Below are 18003 nucleotides of genomic sequence, written 5' to 3'. Positions count from 1 at the left end.
TTGGATGTATAAGTTTTTATTTTTTTTACTATTTTGTTTGAGCTTTTTAGAAGCTAAACCCATAGTAAGTGTTAGCATTCCTCCTCAGGCTTATTTTGTGAAGCAAATCGCAAAAGATAGCGTGGAAATAAATATTTTAATTGCACCCAATAGCGATGAGCATAATTTTGATTTTAAACTACAAGATGCTTTAAAACTTTCCAAAAGTGATCTCTTTTTTAGAGCAAATATGGACTTTGAAAATACAATGTTAGATAAATTTCAAAATCTTTTTTCCAACCTCACCCTTGTGGATACAAATGCAAATATTACTCTTTTATCCCCCAGCAATCATCATTCCCACCACCATTTTGATCCACACACTTGGTTAGATCCAAATTGCGTCAAAATTCAAGCCAAAAATATTTTAGAAGCTTTAAGCCAAAAATATCCTCAAAACAAAGAATTTTATCAAGCAAACTACCTTAATTTTATTAAAGAACTAGAAGCATTAGATAGCCATATCAAAACAACTCTAACCCCTTTAAAAACTAGGCAATTTATTGTTTATCACCCTAGCTGGAGTTATTTTGCAAAAGCTTATGATTTAGTGCAACTGCCCGTAGAAATTAATGGCAAAGAACCTAAGCCCAAAGAACTCTTAGAACTCATAAAAAAAGCAAAAGAAAATAATATTAAAGCAGTTTTTGTCCAACCTGGATTTCCAAAAAATGCCACAGAAACACTTGCAAAAGAATTGGACGCAAAGGTTGTGCAAATCAATCACTTATCACGAGATTGGAAAAATGAGCTTTTAAAAACCACACAATCCTTAGCAGATAGTCTAAAATGAAATTATTTGATATTTGCAATCTTAACTACTCTTATAAAGAAGAATTGGTTTTAAAAAATATCAATCTTAACTATGATAGCAAGGATTTTTTGGCTATTATTGGGCCTAATGGGGGTGGAAAATCTACATTAATAAAACTAATCTTAGGAATCTTAGAAGCAAAAGTTCCCCTTTCTTTTTTTATCCCTAAGAATAAAATAGGCTATGTCCCACAAAATCCACTCCCTAATCCAAATTTTCCTTTGCGTGTCTTAGAAGTAGTGCTTATGGGGAGAATCGACAAAAAAAAATTTGGTTTTTACAGCAAAGAAGATAAAGAGAGTGCATTAAATGCTCTTAAAAAAGTTGAATTACAAGATTTTTGGGACAGAAGCATTCAAGACTTAAGCGGAGGACAGATTCAACGCGTATTTATAGCAAGAGCATTAGTAAGTGAATGCAAACTTCTAATCCTAGATGAACCCACTGCAAGTGTGGATTCTAAAATGTCTATTCAAATCTTTGAACTTTTAAAAACCTTGCACCATCAAGGCATAGGAATAATCCTCATTTGCCACAATATCAACCTTATCTTAGCTTATGCTAACAAAATCGCCCATCTTAATAAAGAGCTAACCCTACATACAAATCATCAAGAAACCCAAAAATCACAATTTTTAAAACACCTCCTAAAAGAACACAATCATTTTTGCGATGTGGAATTAAGTCTTAATCAATGTGAATGTGAAGAGAATCTTAAGCCAAAAAATTATCCCAAAGGCAAACACAATGCTTGAAATCTTACAACATGACTTTTTTATCCATGCCCTAATAGGTGCTATTCTTGTAAGTATTGCATGTGGGATTATAGGTTCTTTAATTATGGTAAATCGCCTTCTTTCTATGGCAGGCGGGATAACCCACGCAGCTTTTGGTGGAATTGGAATAGCCTTTTATTTTGGTATCCCTATTTTATTAAGCACTAGCCTTTTTACACTACTTTTAGCTATCCTCGTGGCTTATCTTACCAAAAAATACGAAAAAAGAAGCGACAATATCATTGCTGTAATTTGGGCTTTAGGAATGGCGATTGGGATTATTTTAATTGATCTTTCAAGCGGTTATACAAGCGACTTAATGTCTTATCTTTTTGGGAGTATTCTAGGTATTTCACTTTATGATTTATATCTTATGGGTATTGTGGATATTTTATTTTTATTGTTAGTTATGGTTTTTTACCGACAATTTGAAGCTATTAGCTTTGATTCTCAATTTGCTAAATTAAAAGGTGTATCCACAGAGTTTTTTCATTATCTTTTGGTGATTATGATTGCTTTTTGTATTGTAATCACCATTCGCACTGTGGGACTAATTTTAGTGATTGCGCTCCTTAGTATTCCTTGTTTTATAGCAGAACAATTTACAAAAAGACTGGGCTCTATGATGTTTGCAAGTGCATTATTAAGTATGGTATTTTGCCTATTAGGATTGCTTTTGAGCTATTTTTTAAATCTAAGCAGTGGAGCAAGCATTATTATGGTTGCAAGTTTAGGCTTTTTCTTAAGCATTATCAAAAAGCCTAAACAACAAATTCTTTAAAAAATGATTTTATTTTTCATAAATAATCACTTCATAAGAACTTTGCTTTTTGATAATAGACTTGCCACTTTGATTGCTTTTAAATTTTTCTAAGTCCATCAAAAGATTTTCAATTTCTTTATCCTGCTCATCTAGGCGATCTTTAAGTCGCAAGATAATATCTACCCCTGCTAAATTCACCCCTAAATCCCGCGTAAGACGCAAAATGGTTTTAATCTTATCAATATCCCTTTGAGAATAAAGACGCATTTTGCCATCGGTGCGTCCAGGCTCTACTAGCCCCTCTCTTTCGTATTGTCTAAGTGTTTGTGGATGGATAGACAAAATCTTTGCAACAACACTAATAAGATAGACAGGTTCATCATAGCTATACATTTTCTCTCCTTATAAATATTGTTCTAAAGCATTTTTTAATTCTTGTGACAAACTATCTACATCAGGCAAAATCACATTTGCTTCCAAGAACAAATCTCCCTTTACCCCACTTTTCCTATCATAAGCACCCAGCTCTTTTACTCTAAATCTTTGTTTATTTTTAGTATTTTTGGGAACTTTTAGAGTAAGTGTCTTATAGAGTGTTTCTACTTCCACTTTTCCTCCAAAAAGTGCTGTTTTTAGAGGCAAATCAAAGCTTTTTGTAAGATTGTTTCCCTCTTTGGAATATTCAGGGTGGGGTGCTATGTTAACTTTTAAAAGCATATCTCCACTCTGTCCCCCTGCACTTCTGCCCTTACCTCTTAGGCGTAAAGTCCCTCCATCTTTAATGCCTGCTGGTATTTTTACATCATAGTGATTTCCTTCTATATTCACACTATGAGTTCCCCCTAAAATTGCGGTTGTAAAAGGGATAGTAATGCTTGCATTAATATCTAAATTTGCACTTCTAAAGCCTCCACCAAAAGGATTAAATCCCTCGCTAAAGCCTCCTGTAAATCCACCCCCAAACCCTTGGGAGAATCCACCTCCTCCTCCAAAAATTTGACTTAATATATCATCCAAATTGACATTGCCCTGTCCTCTTGCAAAATCATGAAAATTCTGTCCGCCAAACATAGAATCGCCAAATTGATCGTATTGTTTTCGCTTTTTTTCATCACTTAAAATCTCATAAGCTGCATTAATTTCTTTAAATTTTTCCTCCGCATCTTTTTCTTTATTAATATCTGGGTGATATTTTCTTGCTAAACGGCGATAGGATTTTTTAATCTCATCTGCACTTGCATTAGGAGAAACTTCAAGAGTATCGTATAAACTTTTTGACATTTTTAACTAACCTTTTATTTTAAAAATTTAACTATTAATCTAATACAAATTATATTATAAAAGTTTAGCTTATGTCAATCAAGTTTTAAATATTTCTGCTATAATTTCTAAAACTTTTTTATTTAGGAAAATTATGAAAAATGCTCTATTGTGCCTTAGTGCAAGTGCTGGAAGCGGTAAAACCTATCGTCTTGTTATGCGGTATTTAGAATTATTATTTTTAGGTGCAAAGCCCTCTTCTATTCTTACGCTCACCTTTACTAAAAAAGCTGCCAAAGAGATGGAAGAAAGAATCATTCATCAAATACAAGAAATTTATAATCATAAAAATGATATAGAATATATAAAAAAACTTGAGTTTATTACCATAAATAATCCTAAAGAAATAGAAGAAAAGATTGTGCAAATCTATCATAACTTCTTAAAAGAAGATTTGAAAATCACTACCATTGATGCTTTTTTTGGTAGGATTTTAAAAAATTTTTGCTGGTATGTTGGAGTAAAAAATAATTTTAAAATTGCCTCGCAAAACGATGAAGAAATTGCAAATTTATTTTTAGAACTTTTGGAAAATACTTCTTTAAATTCACTTTATTTCAATAAAGCCATTCATTTTATGTATCAAAATACACAGGATTTAGAATCTCTTTTATCCTTGTGTGCTTATTTAGATTCTTTTTTAGAATCATTAACCCCCTCTCTTTTTAACCCGCAATGTGACAATCAATCTTTAATAGAACTCAAAGAAAAAGCACTCATTTGCGGTAAAAAAATACAAGAGGATTATCTAACACAAAAAGAATCCCTCCATTCTGCATTAGAATTTGATAGCTTTGAAGAAATGCTAAACAAAGGCAAAACTTGGCTTACTAAAGAGAGTTTAGATAAATTTAGAGGATTTTCAAAAATTTCTTTTGATTCTCAAAATTTTCAAAATTTAAAAGATTGTCTTGTGGAGATTTTTACTCTTGAAGAAAAGCAGTATCTACAAGAAACTTATACATTTTTAAATCTCTATTTAAAGGCAAAAGAACTTTATTTTCAAAAACAAAATTTTCTAAGCTTTGAGCTGGTTTCTAAAAAAGTTTATGAGCTTTTATATAAAGAAAAAATCTCTCAAGATTTTCTTTATTTTAGGCTTGATAGCACTCTTAGCCATATTTTAATCGATGAATTTCAAGATACAAGCATTTTACAATATGAAATCCTAAAACCCCTTATTGATGAAATTAAAGCAGGGGTTGGCACAAAAAATTTTCTAAGAAGCTTTTTTTATGTAGGTGATATTAAGCAATCTATCTATCGTTTTAGAGGAGGGAATCCAAACCTATTTGAAATTGCATCAAGCTCTATGCAAAAAGAATATATGGATACAAACTATCGCAGTGCAAAAAATATTGTAGATTTTATCAATGCTGTATTTTCACAAAAAATTACAGGTTTTATCCCACAGATTGCAAAAAGCACTCTAAAAGGTTTTGTAAATATCACACAAACACAAAATCTAAAAGAATCTGCATTTTTAATCTTACAAGATTTATTAAAAAAAGGAGCAAAAGAAGAAGAAATTGCTCTTTTGGTTTTTGACAATAAGGCTGTGGTAGAAACTGCAACTTTCTTGCAAGAAAAAGACTTAAAAGTAGTAATGGACACAAGCACAAAACTTATAAAACACAATGAAGTGCGTGCTTTGATTGAATATTTACATTTTTGTGAGAGTAATAATCCTCTTTTTAAAGAAGAATTTTTTATGCTTTTGGGTTTAAAAACACAAGAATTACCCCTCTTTTTAAAGCACAAAGAACCCTCTATAAAACTTCTAAAAATCATGGAGCAATACAAAATTGCAAGCCTAAGTGCTAAGAAATTTTTAGAATACAGCTTAAACTTCACCAACATAAAAGAGCTTTTAGAAGAAGTGGAAAGGCTGGAGGCTGATATTGTTTCTAGCGATTTTTCAGGTATTAGAATAATGACAATCCACAAATCTAAAGGATTAGAGTTTGAAAATATTATCTTATTAGATAGAAGCACAAAACCCACAAACAAAAGAGGAAAATTATTTTTTGAATTCAAAGATAATGGGATAGAAATCAAAAGAATCTATAAGCTTTCAAATCCTTTAAGAGAACATCTTGACACACATTACAAAACTGCTATTGAAAAAGAAAAAAATCTTATAGATAGGGAACTAAAAAATCAACTTTATGTAGGATTAACGCGTGCTAAAAATACAATGCATATACTAAAAAACGAAGAAAAAAGTATTTTTGATACGCTAGCGATACAAACACAAAAAATAGGGGATTTACAAGAAGCCATCTTAGAATATCAACAAAAAAGTTTTTCATCTCCTGCCCCTTGCCACCCAAATAAAAAAGAAGAATTTACAAAAATTTTTTCACAAGATTTAGGTAGGCAAACCAAAATGCAAATCATAGAAAAACCAAAACCAAAAGGCAATTTAGAATCTTTATATTATGGGATTGCATTCCATTATGCTATGGAGCAAAAACTAAAATGCAAGCTAGAAGATACTATTTTAAAAAATATTCTTTTAAATAAAATGGGTTTTTATTTAAAAGAAGAAAGCATAAATAATATTATAAATAAATGCAATATATCTTTAAATTACCCTAAATTTAAAGAAATTTTAGCCAAAGGTAGTGTAAAATGTGAAGTTCCCTTTTTAATAGAAGGAAGGCAAAAAAGATTGGATATTCTCATAGAAAATGCCAAAGAAGCATTTGTTGTTGATTATAAAAGCGGTTCTAAAAGCCCAGCTTATCAAGAACAAATGAAAGAATACATAAAATGTGTAGAAAAATTCCTAAATAAGCCTGTATATGGCTATCTCTTCTATACAGAAGGCAAGGGAGAATGGATAGAAATTATGCAAGGAGGTAACTAAATGGAAAATCAATTTGTTATAGCAATGAAGAAATTTGCAAAAAGTGAATCTTTTGCGGGTGTTTTGTTGCTTTGTTGTGCGATTTTAGCGATGATTGTTGCAAACTCTCCTTTGGCAGAGGGTTATGCAAACCTTTGGAAAAGCAAAGTAGGCTTTGATATTAATGGAACTTTCATAGGAATGAGTTTAGAGCATTGGATTAATGATGTTTTGATGGCTTTTTTCTTTTTAGTTGTGGGCTTAGAGATTAAACGCGAAGTTCTATTTGGTGAACTTGCAGGATTTAAAAGAGCAGCTTTGCCTGTGATTGCAGCACTTGGAGGTATGATAGGGCCTGGAATTATTTATTATGCACTCAATATGGGAACTCCTTCAGAGCATGGTTTTGGGATTCCTATGGCAACAGATATTGCCTTTGCATTAGGGGTTTTAGCTACTTTAGGCAAAAGAGTTTCTATTTCTGTGAAGGTGTTTTTGGTTTCTTTAGCAGTGGCAGATGATTTAGGTGCTATCATTGTAATTGCTCTTTTTTATAGTAGCGGTTTATCTTTTTGGTGGTTGGCTGTTGCAGCAGGAATCGTATGTGTTTTAATCCTTTTAAATAAAATGGGAGTTAAATGCCTTACTCCTTATATGATTTTAGGTGTGTTTTTGTGGATTGCAGTGCATAATTGTGGAATCCATGCAACCATTGCAGCAGTAGTTTTAGCCTTTACTATTCCTGTAACTCCTAAAATTGACACATTATCTTTTATGGAAAAAGCCAAGCTTGTCATAGGACACTTTCAAGAAGCAGAAAAAAACAAAGAAAATGTTCTTCTACAAAATGAGCAACTAGAAGCTTTACATCACTTTGCAAAACACAAAGCTGATGTGCAAAATCCACTCATAAGGCTAGAACACGCACTAGCTCCTTATTCTAGCTTTTTGATTATGCCTATTTTTGCCTTTGCAAATGCAGGGGTAACCATAGGGGATAATATTAATTTCAACATTGATCATGTATTTTTAGGGATTTTATGCGGACTTGTTCTTGGAAAACCACTTGGAATTTTCACTTTCACATTCTTAGCAGAAAAGCTAGGCATTGCAGCAAGACCTAAGGGTATGACTTGGGTAGAAGTTTTTGGAGCAGGTGCTTTAGGCGGGATTGGATTTACAATGTCTATTTTTGTAACTAACTTAGCATTTAGTGGAGAGCATGCACTTGAAGCTACTGATGTAGCAAAAATATCTATTTTAATCGCCTCACTCACTGCTGGAATTTTGGGCAGTCTTTTCTTCATCTTACGCGATAAAATCACACACCCTCATGAATAAAATACTAAGGCTTTTTAGCCTTGAGTATTCATTTTGACAATACTTTTATTTTTAAAAATATCCATTTTTAGCTAACTTCACAAATAAAGATTTTAAATTTCAATAAAACTATTTAATAAAATTGATGGAAGAAAAAATAAAAAGATTTAAAATGGTCGGAGTAGCGGGATTTGAACCCACGACCTCACCCACCCCAAGGGTGTGCGCTAGCCAGACTGCGCTATACTCCGCTTTAAGAAAATAAGAGCTATAATAAATAAAAGCGTTATCTTATCATAATAAGTTTAAAAAAGCTTAAAATAGTTTTTGGAATGCAATTTGCTTCTAAACTATCAAAAGTATTCAAAATGCAGTATAAGGACATGTAGCAAATGAAGAAAATATCAAAAATCTTAGCAAGTTTATGCCTTGCTTCTTTGTTTAGCACCTCCCTTTTTGGTGCTAAGGTGAGCGATTTGGCAAATATTGTAGGCGTTAGAGAAAATCAACTTATCGGCTATGGTTTAGTTGTGGGTTTAAATGGAACAGGAGACAAGACAACTTCAACCTTTACCATGCAATCAATTTCTAATATGCTTGAAAGCGTAAATGTAAAAGTAGATCCTAATGATATTAGCTCTAAAAATGCAGCAGCGGTTATGGTAACAGCTAAATTACCTCCTTTTGCAAGACAAGGTGATAAGATTGATATTTTAGTCTCAAGCATAGGCGATGCAAAATCACTAGAAGGGGGGACACTGCTTCTCACCCCACTTTCAGGACTTGATGGAAGAATCTACGCAGTCGCTCAAGGTGCAGTAGGGATTGGTGGAAAAAGCGAAAGAGGCGGAAGTGCTAACCACCCCCTAGCAGCTGTGCTTTCAGGTGGAGGGATTGTAGAGCGAGAGGTTACTTATGATCTTTATAATAAAACAAATGCTACTTTAAGTTTAAAAGAGGCAAATTTTCAAAATGCGATTAGAATCCAAACAAGTGTGAATGAAGCTTTTAAAACCAACAATACAAATGAAGCAAACAATACACAAATCACAGCCACAGCGATTGATCCTAGAACAATCCGCCTAGTGCGTCCAGAAAATATGAGTATGGTAGAGTTTCTAGCTAGAGTGCAAAATATTGATGTAGATTATATCAAAGAAGAAAAAATCATCATTAATGAACGCACAGGAACGGTTATTGCCGGTATGGGAGTGGAAGTCTCACCCGTAGTGGTTACGCACAACAACATTACTATTAAAGTATCCACAGAAAATATTAACGATCCAGAAGCACTTGATTTAGGTAGTGGCGCTACCTTTAGCCCTACTCTTGGTATGGTAACTAGCACAAACAACCCTACCATTGCAAGTGTTACAAGAGCATTACAACGAATGGGTGCAACCCCAAAAGATATGATAGCTATTATTGAAACTATGAAAAAGGCAGGCGCCTTTAATGCAGATTTAGAGATCATCTAAGGAGCGAATATGCAACTAGATTTTAAAGGAATTAGCGGATATCCAAAAGAATTATTAGAAGCAGCCAAGGAAGCTCCAAAAATCACAAAAACAGATGATGATACAAGATTAAGAGAGCAAACCGATGCATTTGAAGCACTTATTATTAAAAATATGCTAAACACTGCTTTAAAAATGGATGATAGCCTCTATCCAAAAGCTCCAGGGCATGAGATTTACGAATCTATGTATCGCGATACACTTTCAGAAAGCCTAAGCGGTAGCTTTGGTTTTAGCGATCTTTTGTTTGATTATTTAAAAGACTTGCAAGGCAAACAAGGCTCAAAAGAAGTTAAAGGTTCTAAATGATTGATCAAAACTTGCTAGAATCTCTAAGTAGTAGCGATAAAGAATCCTTTGCTAAGGGCTTAAAAGAGCTGATTACACAAACTTATGAAGTAGAAAAAGAGTTTGTAGAATTAAGAGCACTTTTTGAAGAAGTTTTGGATATTTTGCCTACTGCGGTTTGGGTTTTGCAAGAAAATGGCGAAATTTTCTACCAAAATACCCTTGCAAGTGAGATTAGCGATCTTTTAGAACTTATTAGTAACGAAGAGCGTCAAGAAATAGAATTTGGAACAAAAGTTTATTTAGTGCAACTTAACAAAAAGCTTAATAAAATCATCATCACAGCCACCGACATCACGAGCGAGAAAAGGCGTGAGCGTCTTGCTTCTATGGGGCAAATCTCTGCACATCTAGCCCATGAGATTAGAAACCCTATTGGTTCAGTTGCCCTGCTTTCTTCCACTTTGGCAAACCGCGTAGATCTTAAAAATAAAGCCTTGGTGCTAGAGATTAAAAAATCTATTTGGAGGGTGGAGAGGATTATTAAAGCGACTTTGCTCTTTTCTAAAGGGGTGCATATCCAAAAAGATAGCATTGATCCAAAAGCCTTAGAAAACGAACTTAACGAGGCTTTAGGATATTACACTTACACCAAAGAAATTCATTTTAATTTTAATTTTGAAGATTCGCCTATGATTGGAGATTTTGAGCTTTTGTGTATTGTGTTGCAAAACTTTCTTTTTAATGCGATTGATGCCATAGAAGAAGGTGAAAATGATACAGGAAATATTAATATTTCTTATACAATGCAAAACAATGAAGCGACTTTTCAAATTTGCGATGATGGAAAAGCTATTGAAAATCCACAAATTTTATTTGAACCCTTTAAAAGCACAAAACTCAAAGGAAATGGACTTGGCTTAGCACTTTCTTTGCAAATCATTGAAGCACATAATGGCGATATTACACTTCTAAATCAGATGAAAAAATGCTTTAAAATCTCCTTGCCACAAAACCTAAACAAACATAAAACTACCATTTTAAGATAAACTCACTCCCCTTTCCTTCCTCGCTTTTGCAAGAAATTTCTATTTTATAAGCATTGCAGATTTTTTTTACAATGGATAATCCTATACCAAACCCCCCTTGCTCTTTGTTGCTCCTTACATAGCGTTCAAATATTCTTTTTTGATCCTTTGGTTTAATTCCACAGCCATTATCCACTACTCTTAAACTATTTTTTTTAAGCTCTAAATACACCCTCCCTCCTGTATTTGTGTATTTAAAGGCATTGTCTAAAAGATTATCTATTACTCGTGCTATCTTAGTTTTACTTGCAAAAATACTACTTTCTTGCAAGTTTGCACTAAATTCTATATTTTTTTGTTGATAAAAAGGCATAAAATAATCAATCCGCTCACCTAATAATTGCTTTAAATCAATCACTTCATTTTTGCCTTCCATAAGATGAGGAAAATTATAGCACACAAGATCTTCATAAATTTGACTAAGTGTTTTAGCAGCCATCTTAATCCTTTTAAATTTTTGCAAATCTTGTGGTTCTAATCTCTCTTCCTTAATGCGTTCTATACTCATTAAAATCACGCTCAAAGGAGTATTGATCTCATGAGTAGAATCCTTAATAAAAGCATTCAAAGTGGTAATTTTTTCATCTAAGGGTTTCAAACTCAATTTTACCAAAAAATACGCAACCACTAAGATCCCTACAACCGCACAACAAAACCAAAAAGCCATCTCAATCCACAAAGCAAATAAAGAATCTGAAATTCCCTCTGCTTTGAAAATTAAATATCCCCCACCTTTATAAAATTTTTCCTTATCTAACGTAGTTTCTACTAACCTCCAAAATTTCCCCCAACTTCTTTGTGTGAGCAAAAAAGATTCTTCTTGTATTTTAATAACCCGATCATTATGTGCTTTATGCTTTTTATTTAAATCCTTAGGAATGAATTTGGATATATTATCTCCCTTTTTAAAAGTTTCTAATGTGCTAAACACAACAATACCTTTTGCATTTACAATCCCAAGGGGAATTTGAAGCTCTCTTGAAGTATCTTCTATAAGCCCCTTAAAACCTCCTTGTTCTTCTTTTAAATGCTCATAAAGATGCACTATAAAACCATGTGAAAGCTCTCTTAATTCTAAAATTTTATTATCCAATATCACTTCTTTTTCTTTTTGATACCAACCATAAAAAAATACTCCCAAAAGAATACAACTTGTGATTAAATAAAGACTTAAAATATTTAAAATTGTCTTTTTACTCTCTCCTAAGCGTAATAACAATATCCTTCTCCTCTACGCGTTAAAATATGATCTTTACCTACAATTTTGCGTAAATCTTTGATATAAACTCGTAAGCTTAGCTCACTAGGCTCCTCATCAAACCCCCAAAGGTTTTGGTAAATTTTCTCCAAACTCACAAAACTATTTTGGTTTTGCAATAGCAACTTTAAAAGCTCCCGTTCTTTGCTAGAAAATTTATGAGGCTTTTTCAAATAATATAAAGTCCCCTCATTACAATCAAATTCATATCCATTCCCAAAATCCACTCTTTGTTCTTTGTATTGACGCTTTAAAATCGCTTCTAAGCGTAACAATAACTCTTTTAACTCAAAAGGTTTTTTTAAATAATCATCACAACCACTCTTAAAGCCAATTTCTAAATCCTTAATTTGATTTAAAGCAGTAATAAAAATTGCAGGAGTTTGCTCTCCTCTTTTTCTAATCTCCCTTAAAACTTCAAATCCATTTCCATTTTGCACCATCACATCTAAAAGCAAAACATCAAAATGTTCTTCATAGGATTTAGAAAGTGCCTCATTAGCACATTCACAAGCTACCACTTCATAACCCTCTTCTACTAGACATTCTCTAAGAATTTCTTGGAGCAATTTATCATCTTCTAATAACAAAATTTTATTCAAGTTAAACTCCTTGCAATAAGGCAATAAGCCTTATTTTGCTCTATAACCATTGCCTATGCAATCTCCCCTGCTACCTTTATAGCCACCTTGATGATGCATTCCCATTCCACGCATTCCGTGCATTCCACCTCTTCTTAATCCGCTTTCTCTAAGCTCACGCTCACTCATTCCTTGTATCTTTTTATCCATTTCCTCGCGAATGGAATCCCTATAAGCCCTATGCTCTGCTACACTCATTTTATCATAAACACTTCGCTCTTGCAAACGCATTTTTTCTCTAAACTCTCTTGCCTCTCCTATTTTCATCTCTTGGATTCTTTTATTAACCTCTATTCTATAATCTGGATAATCTTTAGGCTTAATCGTTCCTGCCATATCAATTAATTGCTGATTATTCATCTTAGAAAAATCTAGCGCATAAGCAAAACTTGCACCTAAAATTCCACTTAGTAAAATTGCCATAAATTTTGTTTTCATAACAAAACTCCTTGTTGTAAATTTATGGTGCAATTATAATTTCACTCCATAAAGCAAGCGTGAATTTAAAATAAAACAAACATAAAGCTAATAAGACATTTTATAGAGTTTCTTACGCTCTGAAGAACTTGCAATATTAAGCTGTGCGCGATATTTTGTAATGGTGCGTCTTACAATTTTTATATTAAATTTCTCTTCAATCAGTTGCAAAATTTTATTATCGCTTAGAGGTTTTTGCTTGTTTTCATTTTTGATTAAATCTGCTACAAAATCTTTAATCGTGATATTAGCCATATCCTCATCTAGCGCTGTTGCAAAGAAGTTTTTAAGTGGAAAAATCCCTCTAGCACATTCTAAAAATTTATTAGAAATTGCCCTTGAAATCGTGCTTGGTGCGTGATTAAACTCTTCTGCTAAATCCTTTAACTTCATAGGCTTAATCTCTCCACCCATAAAAAATTCATATTGATACTCTACTATCATAAGCCCTATTTTATAAAGCGTTGCCTTTCTCATCTCTAGCGCATCTACTAAATCACGCGCCTCTTTTATTTTGTTTTTAACAAACTCATCTTTTAGCTTTTCTTTACTTTCCTTTTTGTGCGTTTGTATCTCAATGCTAGGATAATATTTCTCATTAATTTGCACTTCAATATTATTTGCCTCTTGCAATACCAAAATATCAGGGATAATCGCTGCTTCTTTTTCATAATAATCTAGTGCAGGAGGATTTTTAAAGCTAGAAATCACTTGCATAGCTTCTTTATAATAAGGAATATCTTTAAATTTTGCATGGTTTGCTAAATCACTCAATATTTTTCTTGCACTCTCATAAATATATGGCTCTACATCCATATTTTCTAATTGAAAATGAAAAGATTCGATTAAATCTTTTGCACCAATTCCGGGCGGATCTAAATAAGCAAAACGCTCTCTAATTTTCTCTACTTCTTTTATTTCTACTTTATGTATGCTAGCAATCCTCTCATAATCTCCGATAAAATATCCCTCTTCATCTAAGGATTCAATAATGCTTTTTGCAATCTCTTGAGAAATTTTTGTAGGAAAAAGTGGAGGATTGATTTGATCTAGCAATTCTTCTTCTAAGCTCTTTTCTTCAATGCAAAAACGCTCAATTACATCTAATGAGCTTCCTCTTTTTGGCATATTAGAATCTCGTTTTCTTTTTTGTGAAGAAAAATCTGTGCTAATTTGTGATTGCACTTCTACATAAGGATTTTCTTTAGAAATCTCGCCCAAAGTTTCTTCAAGCTCACTCACTCCACTTTGCAAAATTGGCAACCAACTTTTTAATGTAGAAGAAAGTTTATTTTTAGCACTTAAAGAAGCATTGGTTCTTAGTTTCATAATCTAAAATTATCCCCTAAATAATGTTTTCTTACCAATTCATTTTTATAAATCTCGCTAGAACTTCCACTAGCTAGTAGCATACCCTTATTAATCACATAAGCTTTATGGCATACATCAAGTGTTTCTCTTACATTATGATCTGTAATCAAAACCCCTATATCAAACTCTAAAAGCTTTTGGATAATGTTTTGAATATCTTGCACCGCAATAGGATCTACCCCTGCAAAAGGTTCATCTAAAAGAATAAATTTAGGCTTTTTGACAAGTGCTCTTGCAATCTCTACTCTCCTTCTTTCTCCCCCACTTAGATTAATCCCCTTACGATTCCTAATAGGCTCAATATTAAAATCTTCCAAAAGCTCTTCAATCCTCTGCATTCGCTCTTTTTCATCTTCTAGGGCAATTTCAGCAGCAATGAGCAAATTCTCTTCTACACTCAAATCCTTAAAAACACTTGATTCTTGAGGCAAATATCCAATACCAAGTTGTGAGCGTTTATGCAAACTAAAACGCGTAATGTCTAAATTATCAAAATAAATGTTTCCTTTTGTAGGAGATAAAAGCCCGCAAATCATATAAAAACTTGTTGTTTTTCCTGCACCATTAGGACCTAATAATCCAACAATCTCCCCACTCTTAACTTCCAAAGAAATCTCTGAAACAATTTTTGTTTTCTTGATAGTTTTTGTTAGTTTTTTAGCTTCTAATTTATGCATATTCACCTCTATATATTTGCCTAATTTTACACTTTTTTTATTTAAAAGTGTATTCCCTAAAATCCCCCACTAAACTTATGCTTAAACGCTTATAAGCAATTCCAACTTTATCCAAAAGTCTTGCCATCTCCTCTCCTCCCCATTCTACAAAGTGCCAACCCTCTTTTTCAAACTCTTCTAAAATACCAAGCGCCATAAGCTCTGCTAGTTTTTTTTGATAAATATCATAATGATAAATTTTATCTCCATAACAATTACACAAAACATAAGTAGGAGAAGTTACAAAAGTTTCACTTCCTAAAAATTTTACAAAATGCTTTACTAAAGTCGTCTTTCCACTCCCTAAATTGCCCTCTATTAGATAAATTCCTTTATTTTCCTTTAGAGAAATACTCTCACACAATCTATCCAATTCCTCTTCTTGTAGCTTAATTACCATTTAAATCACTCCTTGGACGCACTTTAATTTGTTTAATACCTAGCATTGTCTTTGCGCTTTGTAACAAAGGAAGCTCTAAAGCTTCATTTACTTCTTGCTGTGCGCTCATTTGGGGACTGCCTAAAGGCGTTTGCTTTTGTGCTTCTTGTGCTTCTTGTGCTGCTTCTTTTTCTATTGCATTTAGGTTTTCTTGCTCTAAAACACTCTCTTGTTCTTTTTTAGTTTGTGAATCTTCTTGTTGTGGAAGGTTTTGTGATTGCTCTAATGAGGGTGCGTGTTTTTGATTTTTATTTTGCAAAGATTCTTGGATTTGTTTTTGCACCGCTTTAATCTGTGTTTGCAAACCAAAAATATCATACACACAACCCTTAATCACACTATAAGCATTTTTTAATCTCTCTTTAGCTTCACCCTTTGCGCCACTCTCCCAAACTAATTCACCCTTTTTAAAAGAAACAAATTCTATATTTTCTTCAAAACTTTTCCCAAGATCATAGCTACGCTCATAAAGCTTTTGCACTAAAAGTGAAAAAAGCTCTCGCCCCTCACTTAAAGGAGGCGTGATGGGTTCTTGTAGATTCTTATTTTCTAGGATTTCTTTTGGCAAACTTTGCTCTTTTTTAGTTTCTGTTGTAGAACCTTTAGAAACTTGAATGCTATGGGGCATTTCCTCATAGACGCCTTTTTGCAACTCTTCAATCATCTTATCAATCTTTTTAACCTTAAGTGCTTCTAGCATTTTAAACACACTAAGGGTTAGCACAAAACTATCTTCACTCCCTAAAAATAAGAGTTGCTTAGCCTGCGCTAAAATACGCAAGAATCTATCAATTATCAATGTATTAAAACGCGTATCATTTCCACTAATTAATTTATCTTTTAGAAAAATACTAAGCTCATCCAAGAGCATTTCACATTCATATTCAAAAAAACCTTCAATTTTTTTCAAAATTTCTTCTTTATTTTCTTCTAAAATTGCATCCATTAGCTCATTTAAGCTTTGTGGATTGATAAGTCCTAGCATATTAGCACATACATTTTGTGTAATATTATAATTAGAATAAATAATGGCTTGATCTAGTAAAGTAAGCGTATCTCTAAGTGAACCTGAACCGCTTCTAATGAGCATATTCAAAGCTTCTTCCTGATATTCTACACCCTCTTTTTGCAAAATCATTTTTAAATGCTCTAAAATGCTCTTTTCTGAAATCCTTTTAAATCTAAAATGTTGCGTTCTACTAAGGATTGTCGCAGGAAGCTTTAAAGGATCAGTTGTTGCAAGGATAAATTTCACATAACTTGGTGGCTCTTCTAGCGTTTTTAGTAAAGCATTGAATGCTTCTTTGGTTAGCATATGCACTTCATCAATAATAAAAATCTTAAATCTTCCCATACTTGGATGGTATTTTGTCTGCTCGATTAAATCACGAATATCATCAATTTTACGGCTTGAAGCACCATCAAGCTCAATAATATCAATATGTCGCATTTTATGAGGATTAGCTGCTATGCAGTTAGCACACACACCACATGGCTTGGCTCTAGGACCCTCATCACATTGCAATGCTCTTGCAAAAATCCTTGCACTTGAAGTTTTTCCACTCCCTCTAAGTCCTGAAAACAAATAAGCATGAGAGAGGCGTTTGCTATTTAAAGCCAAAGAGAGAGTTTTACTCACAGCCTCTTGTCCTACAAGCTCATCAAAATCCATAGGACGATATTTTAATGCTAATGCTTCACTAATTTCTTCCATCAACTTCCCTTGAAATTTAAAGAAAATATTTTACTATAAAGATATTCTAATTTTGATTAAATACCCTAAAATCCAAAAAATAAATATTTTATGTTTTAATCTCTACAAAACAATATATCTTTTCAAAAAGATGATTATCAATGGATAATATTTAGACATTTTTTGTCCAAAATTTTATACTATAATTCTTATCAACACTATTCACAAAGGAAAAAAATGCAAGAAAAAGATTTAGATAAGCTGGAAGCACTTTTAAGAGAGGAATTTCTAGCTTCCAAGCCTTTTGAAACAAGTGGTGAAAAAGCTATAATAAGTATAGATATTACTGAAATTATGAAAAAAGCCACAAGCATTTTAAAAAATGGTGGATTTTATATCTATAAAGAAAATGCAAATGACTTAACTTTAAAAAAGCTTGAAAATCATAAAATTTGTATGCTTGTAGCAAGTTTTGATATTTTAAAAGGAGCAAGTTTAGAAGGGCTTGCAAATAATAAAGCAAAAGTTTTAGAAGATGCGATAGACGATGATACTAGTGTTATTTTTAGCGTTAAAGAAAGCGACAAGGAAAATGTAAAACTGCTTTGTTTTTATCAAGAATTATAAGGAGA

General features: G+C 32.7%; 18 protein-coding genes and 1 tRNA gene. 9 read left to right on the top strand and 10 right to left on the bottom strand.

The window, feature by feature from the left end; genetic code table 11:
* The first annotated feature begins 4 nt into the window (after window positions 1-4).
* Genes EBF09_RS02185 through EBF09_RS02175 form a run of 3 tightly spaced genes read left to right on the top strand, consistent with a single transcriptional unit; the run spans window position 5 to window position 2410 of the window.
* Window positions 5-832 (top strand): metal ABC transporter solute-binding protein, Zn/Mn family, encoded by an 828-nt coding sequence (locus tag EBF09_RS02185; RefSeq protein ID WP_121763507.1) that lies wholly within the window; start codon window positions 5-7, stop codon window positions 830-832.
* Entirely contained in the window at window positions 829-1608 is a 780-nt protein-coding gene (locus EBF09_RS02180) for a metal ABC transporter ATP-binding protein (RefSeq protein WP_121763506.1), read from the top strand. Before EBF09_RS02185 ends, EBF09_RS02180 begins: the two co-directional genes overlap by 4 nt.
* The gene (locus EBF09_RS02175) at window positions 1601-2410 is read left to right on the top strand and encodes a metal ABC transporter permease (protein ID WP_121763505.1); all 810 of its coding nucleotides are present in this window, start codon (window positions 1601-1603) and stop codon (window positions 2408-2410) included. The genes EBF09_RS02180 and EBF09_RS02175 overlap by 8 nt, the downstream gene beginning before the upstream one ends.
* Window positions 2411-2419: 9 nt before the next feature.
* On the opposite strand, the gene EBF09_RS02170 is transcribed toward EBF09_RS02175, so the two are convergent.
* Both EBF09_RS02170 and EBF09_RS02165 read right to left on the bottom strand, forming a co-directional pair.
* Window positions 2420-2785: a heat shock protein transcriptional repressor HspR gene (locus tag EBF09_RS02170; protein WP_111229832.1), complete on the bottom strand. Its 366-nt coding sequence runs from the start codon at window positions 2783-2785 to the stop codon at window positions 2420-2422.
* Window positions 2786-2794: 9 nt separating this feature from the next.
* The gene (locus EBF09_RS02165) at window positions 2795-3673 is read right to left on the bottom strand and encodes a DnaJ C-terminal domain-containing protein (RefSeq protein WP_121763504.1); all 879 of its coding nucleotides are present in this window, start codon (window positions 3671-3673) and stop codon (window positions 2795-2797) included.
* A gap of 133 nt (window positions 3674-3806) precedes the next feature.
* On the opposite strand from EBF09_RS02165, the gene EBF09_RS02160 reads away from it, so the two are divergent.
* The gene (locus EBF09_RS02160) at window positions 3807-6584 is read left to right on the top strand and encodes a RecB-like helicase (RefSeq protein ID WP_121763503.1); all 2778 of its coding nucleotides are present in this window, start codon (window positions 3807-3809) and stop codon (window positions 6582-6584) included.
* Window positions 6585-7904 (top strand): sodium/proton antiporter NhaA, encoded by a 1320-nt coding sequence (gene nhaA, locus EBF09_RS02155; RefSeq protein ID WP_121763502.1) that lies wholly within the window; start codon window positions 6585-6587, stop codon window positions 7902-7904.
* Window positions 7905-8056: 152 nt separating this feature from the next.
* Here the strand turns inward: nhaA and EBF09_RS02150 are convergent.
* Window positions 8057-8134: transfer RNA gene (locus EBF09_RS02150), tRNA-Pro, on the bottom strand.
* A 141-nt stretch (window positions 8135-8275) separates the two neighbouring features.
* Between EBF09_RS02150 and EBF09_RS02145 the strand changes: the two genes are divergently transcribed.
* Genes EBF09_RS02145 through EBF09_RS02135 form a run of 3 tightly spaced genes read left to right on the top strand, consistent with a single transcriptional unit; the run spans window position 8276 to window position 10737 of the window.
* Window positions 8276-9361: a flagellar basal body P-ring protein FlgI gene (locus EBF09_RS02145; RefSeq protein WP_121763501.1), complete on the top strand. Its 1086-nt coding sequence runs from the start codon at window positions 8276-8278 to the stop codon at window positions 9359-9361.
* Between the two features lie 9 nt (window positions 9362-9370).
* Window positions 9371-9709 carry a rod-binding protein gene (locus tag EBF09_RS02140; RefSeq protein WP_121763500.1) on the top strand — a complete coding sequence of 113 codons (339 nt, stop codon included), beginning with the start codon at window positions 9371-9373 and terminating at the stop codon, window positions 9707-9709.
* On the top strand, window positions 9706-10737 hold the full coding sequence (locus tag EBF09_RS02135) for a sensor histidine kinase (RefSeq protein ID WP_121763499.1): 1032 nt from the start codon (window positions 9706-9708) through the stop codon (window positions 10735-10737). Before EBF09_RS02140 ends, EBF09_RS02135 begins: the two co-directional genes overlap by 4 nt.
* Here the strand turns inward: EBF09_RS02135 and EBF09_RS02130 are convergent.
* The 7 genes from EBF09_RS02130 to EBF09_RS02100 form a co-directional block, all read right to left on the bottom strand.
* Window positions 10721-11995 (bottom strand): sensor histidine kinase, encoded by a 1275-nt coding sequence (locus tag EBF09_RS02130; RefSeq protein ID WP_121763498.1) that lies wholly within the window; start codon window positions 11993-11995, stop codon window positions 10721-10723. The genes EBF09_RS02135 and EBF09_RS02130 overlap by 17 nt on opposite strands.
* Window positions 11980-12636: a response regulator transcription factor gene (locus EBF09_RS02125; protein ID WP_121763497.1), complete on the bottom strand. Its 657-nt coding sequence runs from the start codon at window positions 12634-12636 to the stop codon at window positions 11980-11982. The genes EBF09_RS02130 and EBF09_RS02125 overlap by 16 nt, the downstream gene beginning before the upstream one ends.
* A 30-nt stretch (window positions 12637-12666) precedes the next feature.
* Window positions 12667-13113: a DUF1104 domain-containing protein gene (locus EBF09_RS02120; protein ID WP_121763496.1), complete on the bottom strand. Its 447-nt coding sequence runs from the start codon at window positions 13111-13113 to the stop codon at window positions 12667-12669.
* Between the two features lie 87 nt (window positions 13114-13200).
* Window positions 13201-14481 carry an RNA polymerase factor sigma-54 gene (locus EBF09_RS02115; RefSeq protein WP_121763495.1) on the bottom strand — a complete coding sequence of 427 codons (1281 nt, stop codon included), beginning with the start codon at window positions 14479-14481 and terminating at the stop codon, window positions 13201-13203.
* The gene (lptB, locus tag EBF09_RS02110) at window positions 14478-15200 is read right to left on the bottom strand and encodes an LPS export ABC transporter ATP-binding protein (protein ID WP_121763494.1); all 723 of its coding nucleotides are present in this window, start codon (window positions 15198-15200) and stop codon (window positions 14478-14480) included. The genes EBF09_RS02115 and lptB overlap by 4 nt, the downstream gene beginning before the upstream one ends.
* A gap of 37 nt (window positions 15201-15237) precedes the next feature.
* Entirely contained in the window at window positions 15238-15639 is a 402-nt protein-coding gene (tsaE, locus tag EBF09_RS02105; RefSeq protein ID WP_121763493.1) for a tRNA (adenosine(37)-N6)-threonylcarbamoyltransferase complex ATPase subunit type 1 TsaE, read from the bottom strand.
* Window positions 15629-17392: a DNA polymerase III subunit gamma/tau gene (locus tag EBF09_RS02100; RefSeq protein ID WP_121763492.1), complete on the bottom strand. Its 1764-nt coding sequence runs from the start codon at window positions 17390-17392 to the stop codon at window positions 15629-15631. Before EBF09_RS02100 ends, tsaE begins: the two co-directional genes overlap by 11 nt.
* 216 nt (window positions 17393-17608) lie before the next feature.
* Between EBF09_RS02100 and EBF09_RS02095 the strand changes: the two genes are divergently transcribed.
* A complete protein-coding gene (locus EBF09_RS02095) occupies window positions 17609-17998 on the top strand; it encodes a hypothetical protein (protein WP_121763491.1) in 390 nt (129 codons plus the stop codon).
* Window positions 17999-18003: the final 5 nt, after the last annotated feature.

This window comes from Helicobacter burdigaliensis (genome assembly GCF_003670295.1).
In the GTDB taxonomy this organism is placed as follows: domain Bacteria; phylum Campylobacterota; class Campylobacteria; order Campylobacterales; family Helicobacteraceae; genus Helicobacter_D; species Helicobacter_D burdigaliensis.
This window is presented reverse-complemented; position numbering and strand designations above follow the sequence as displayed.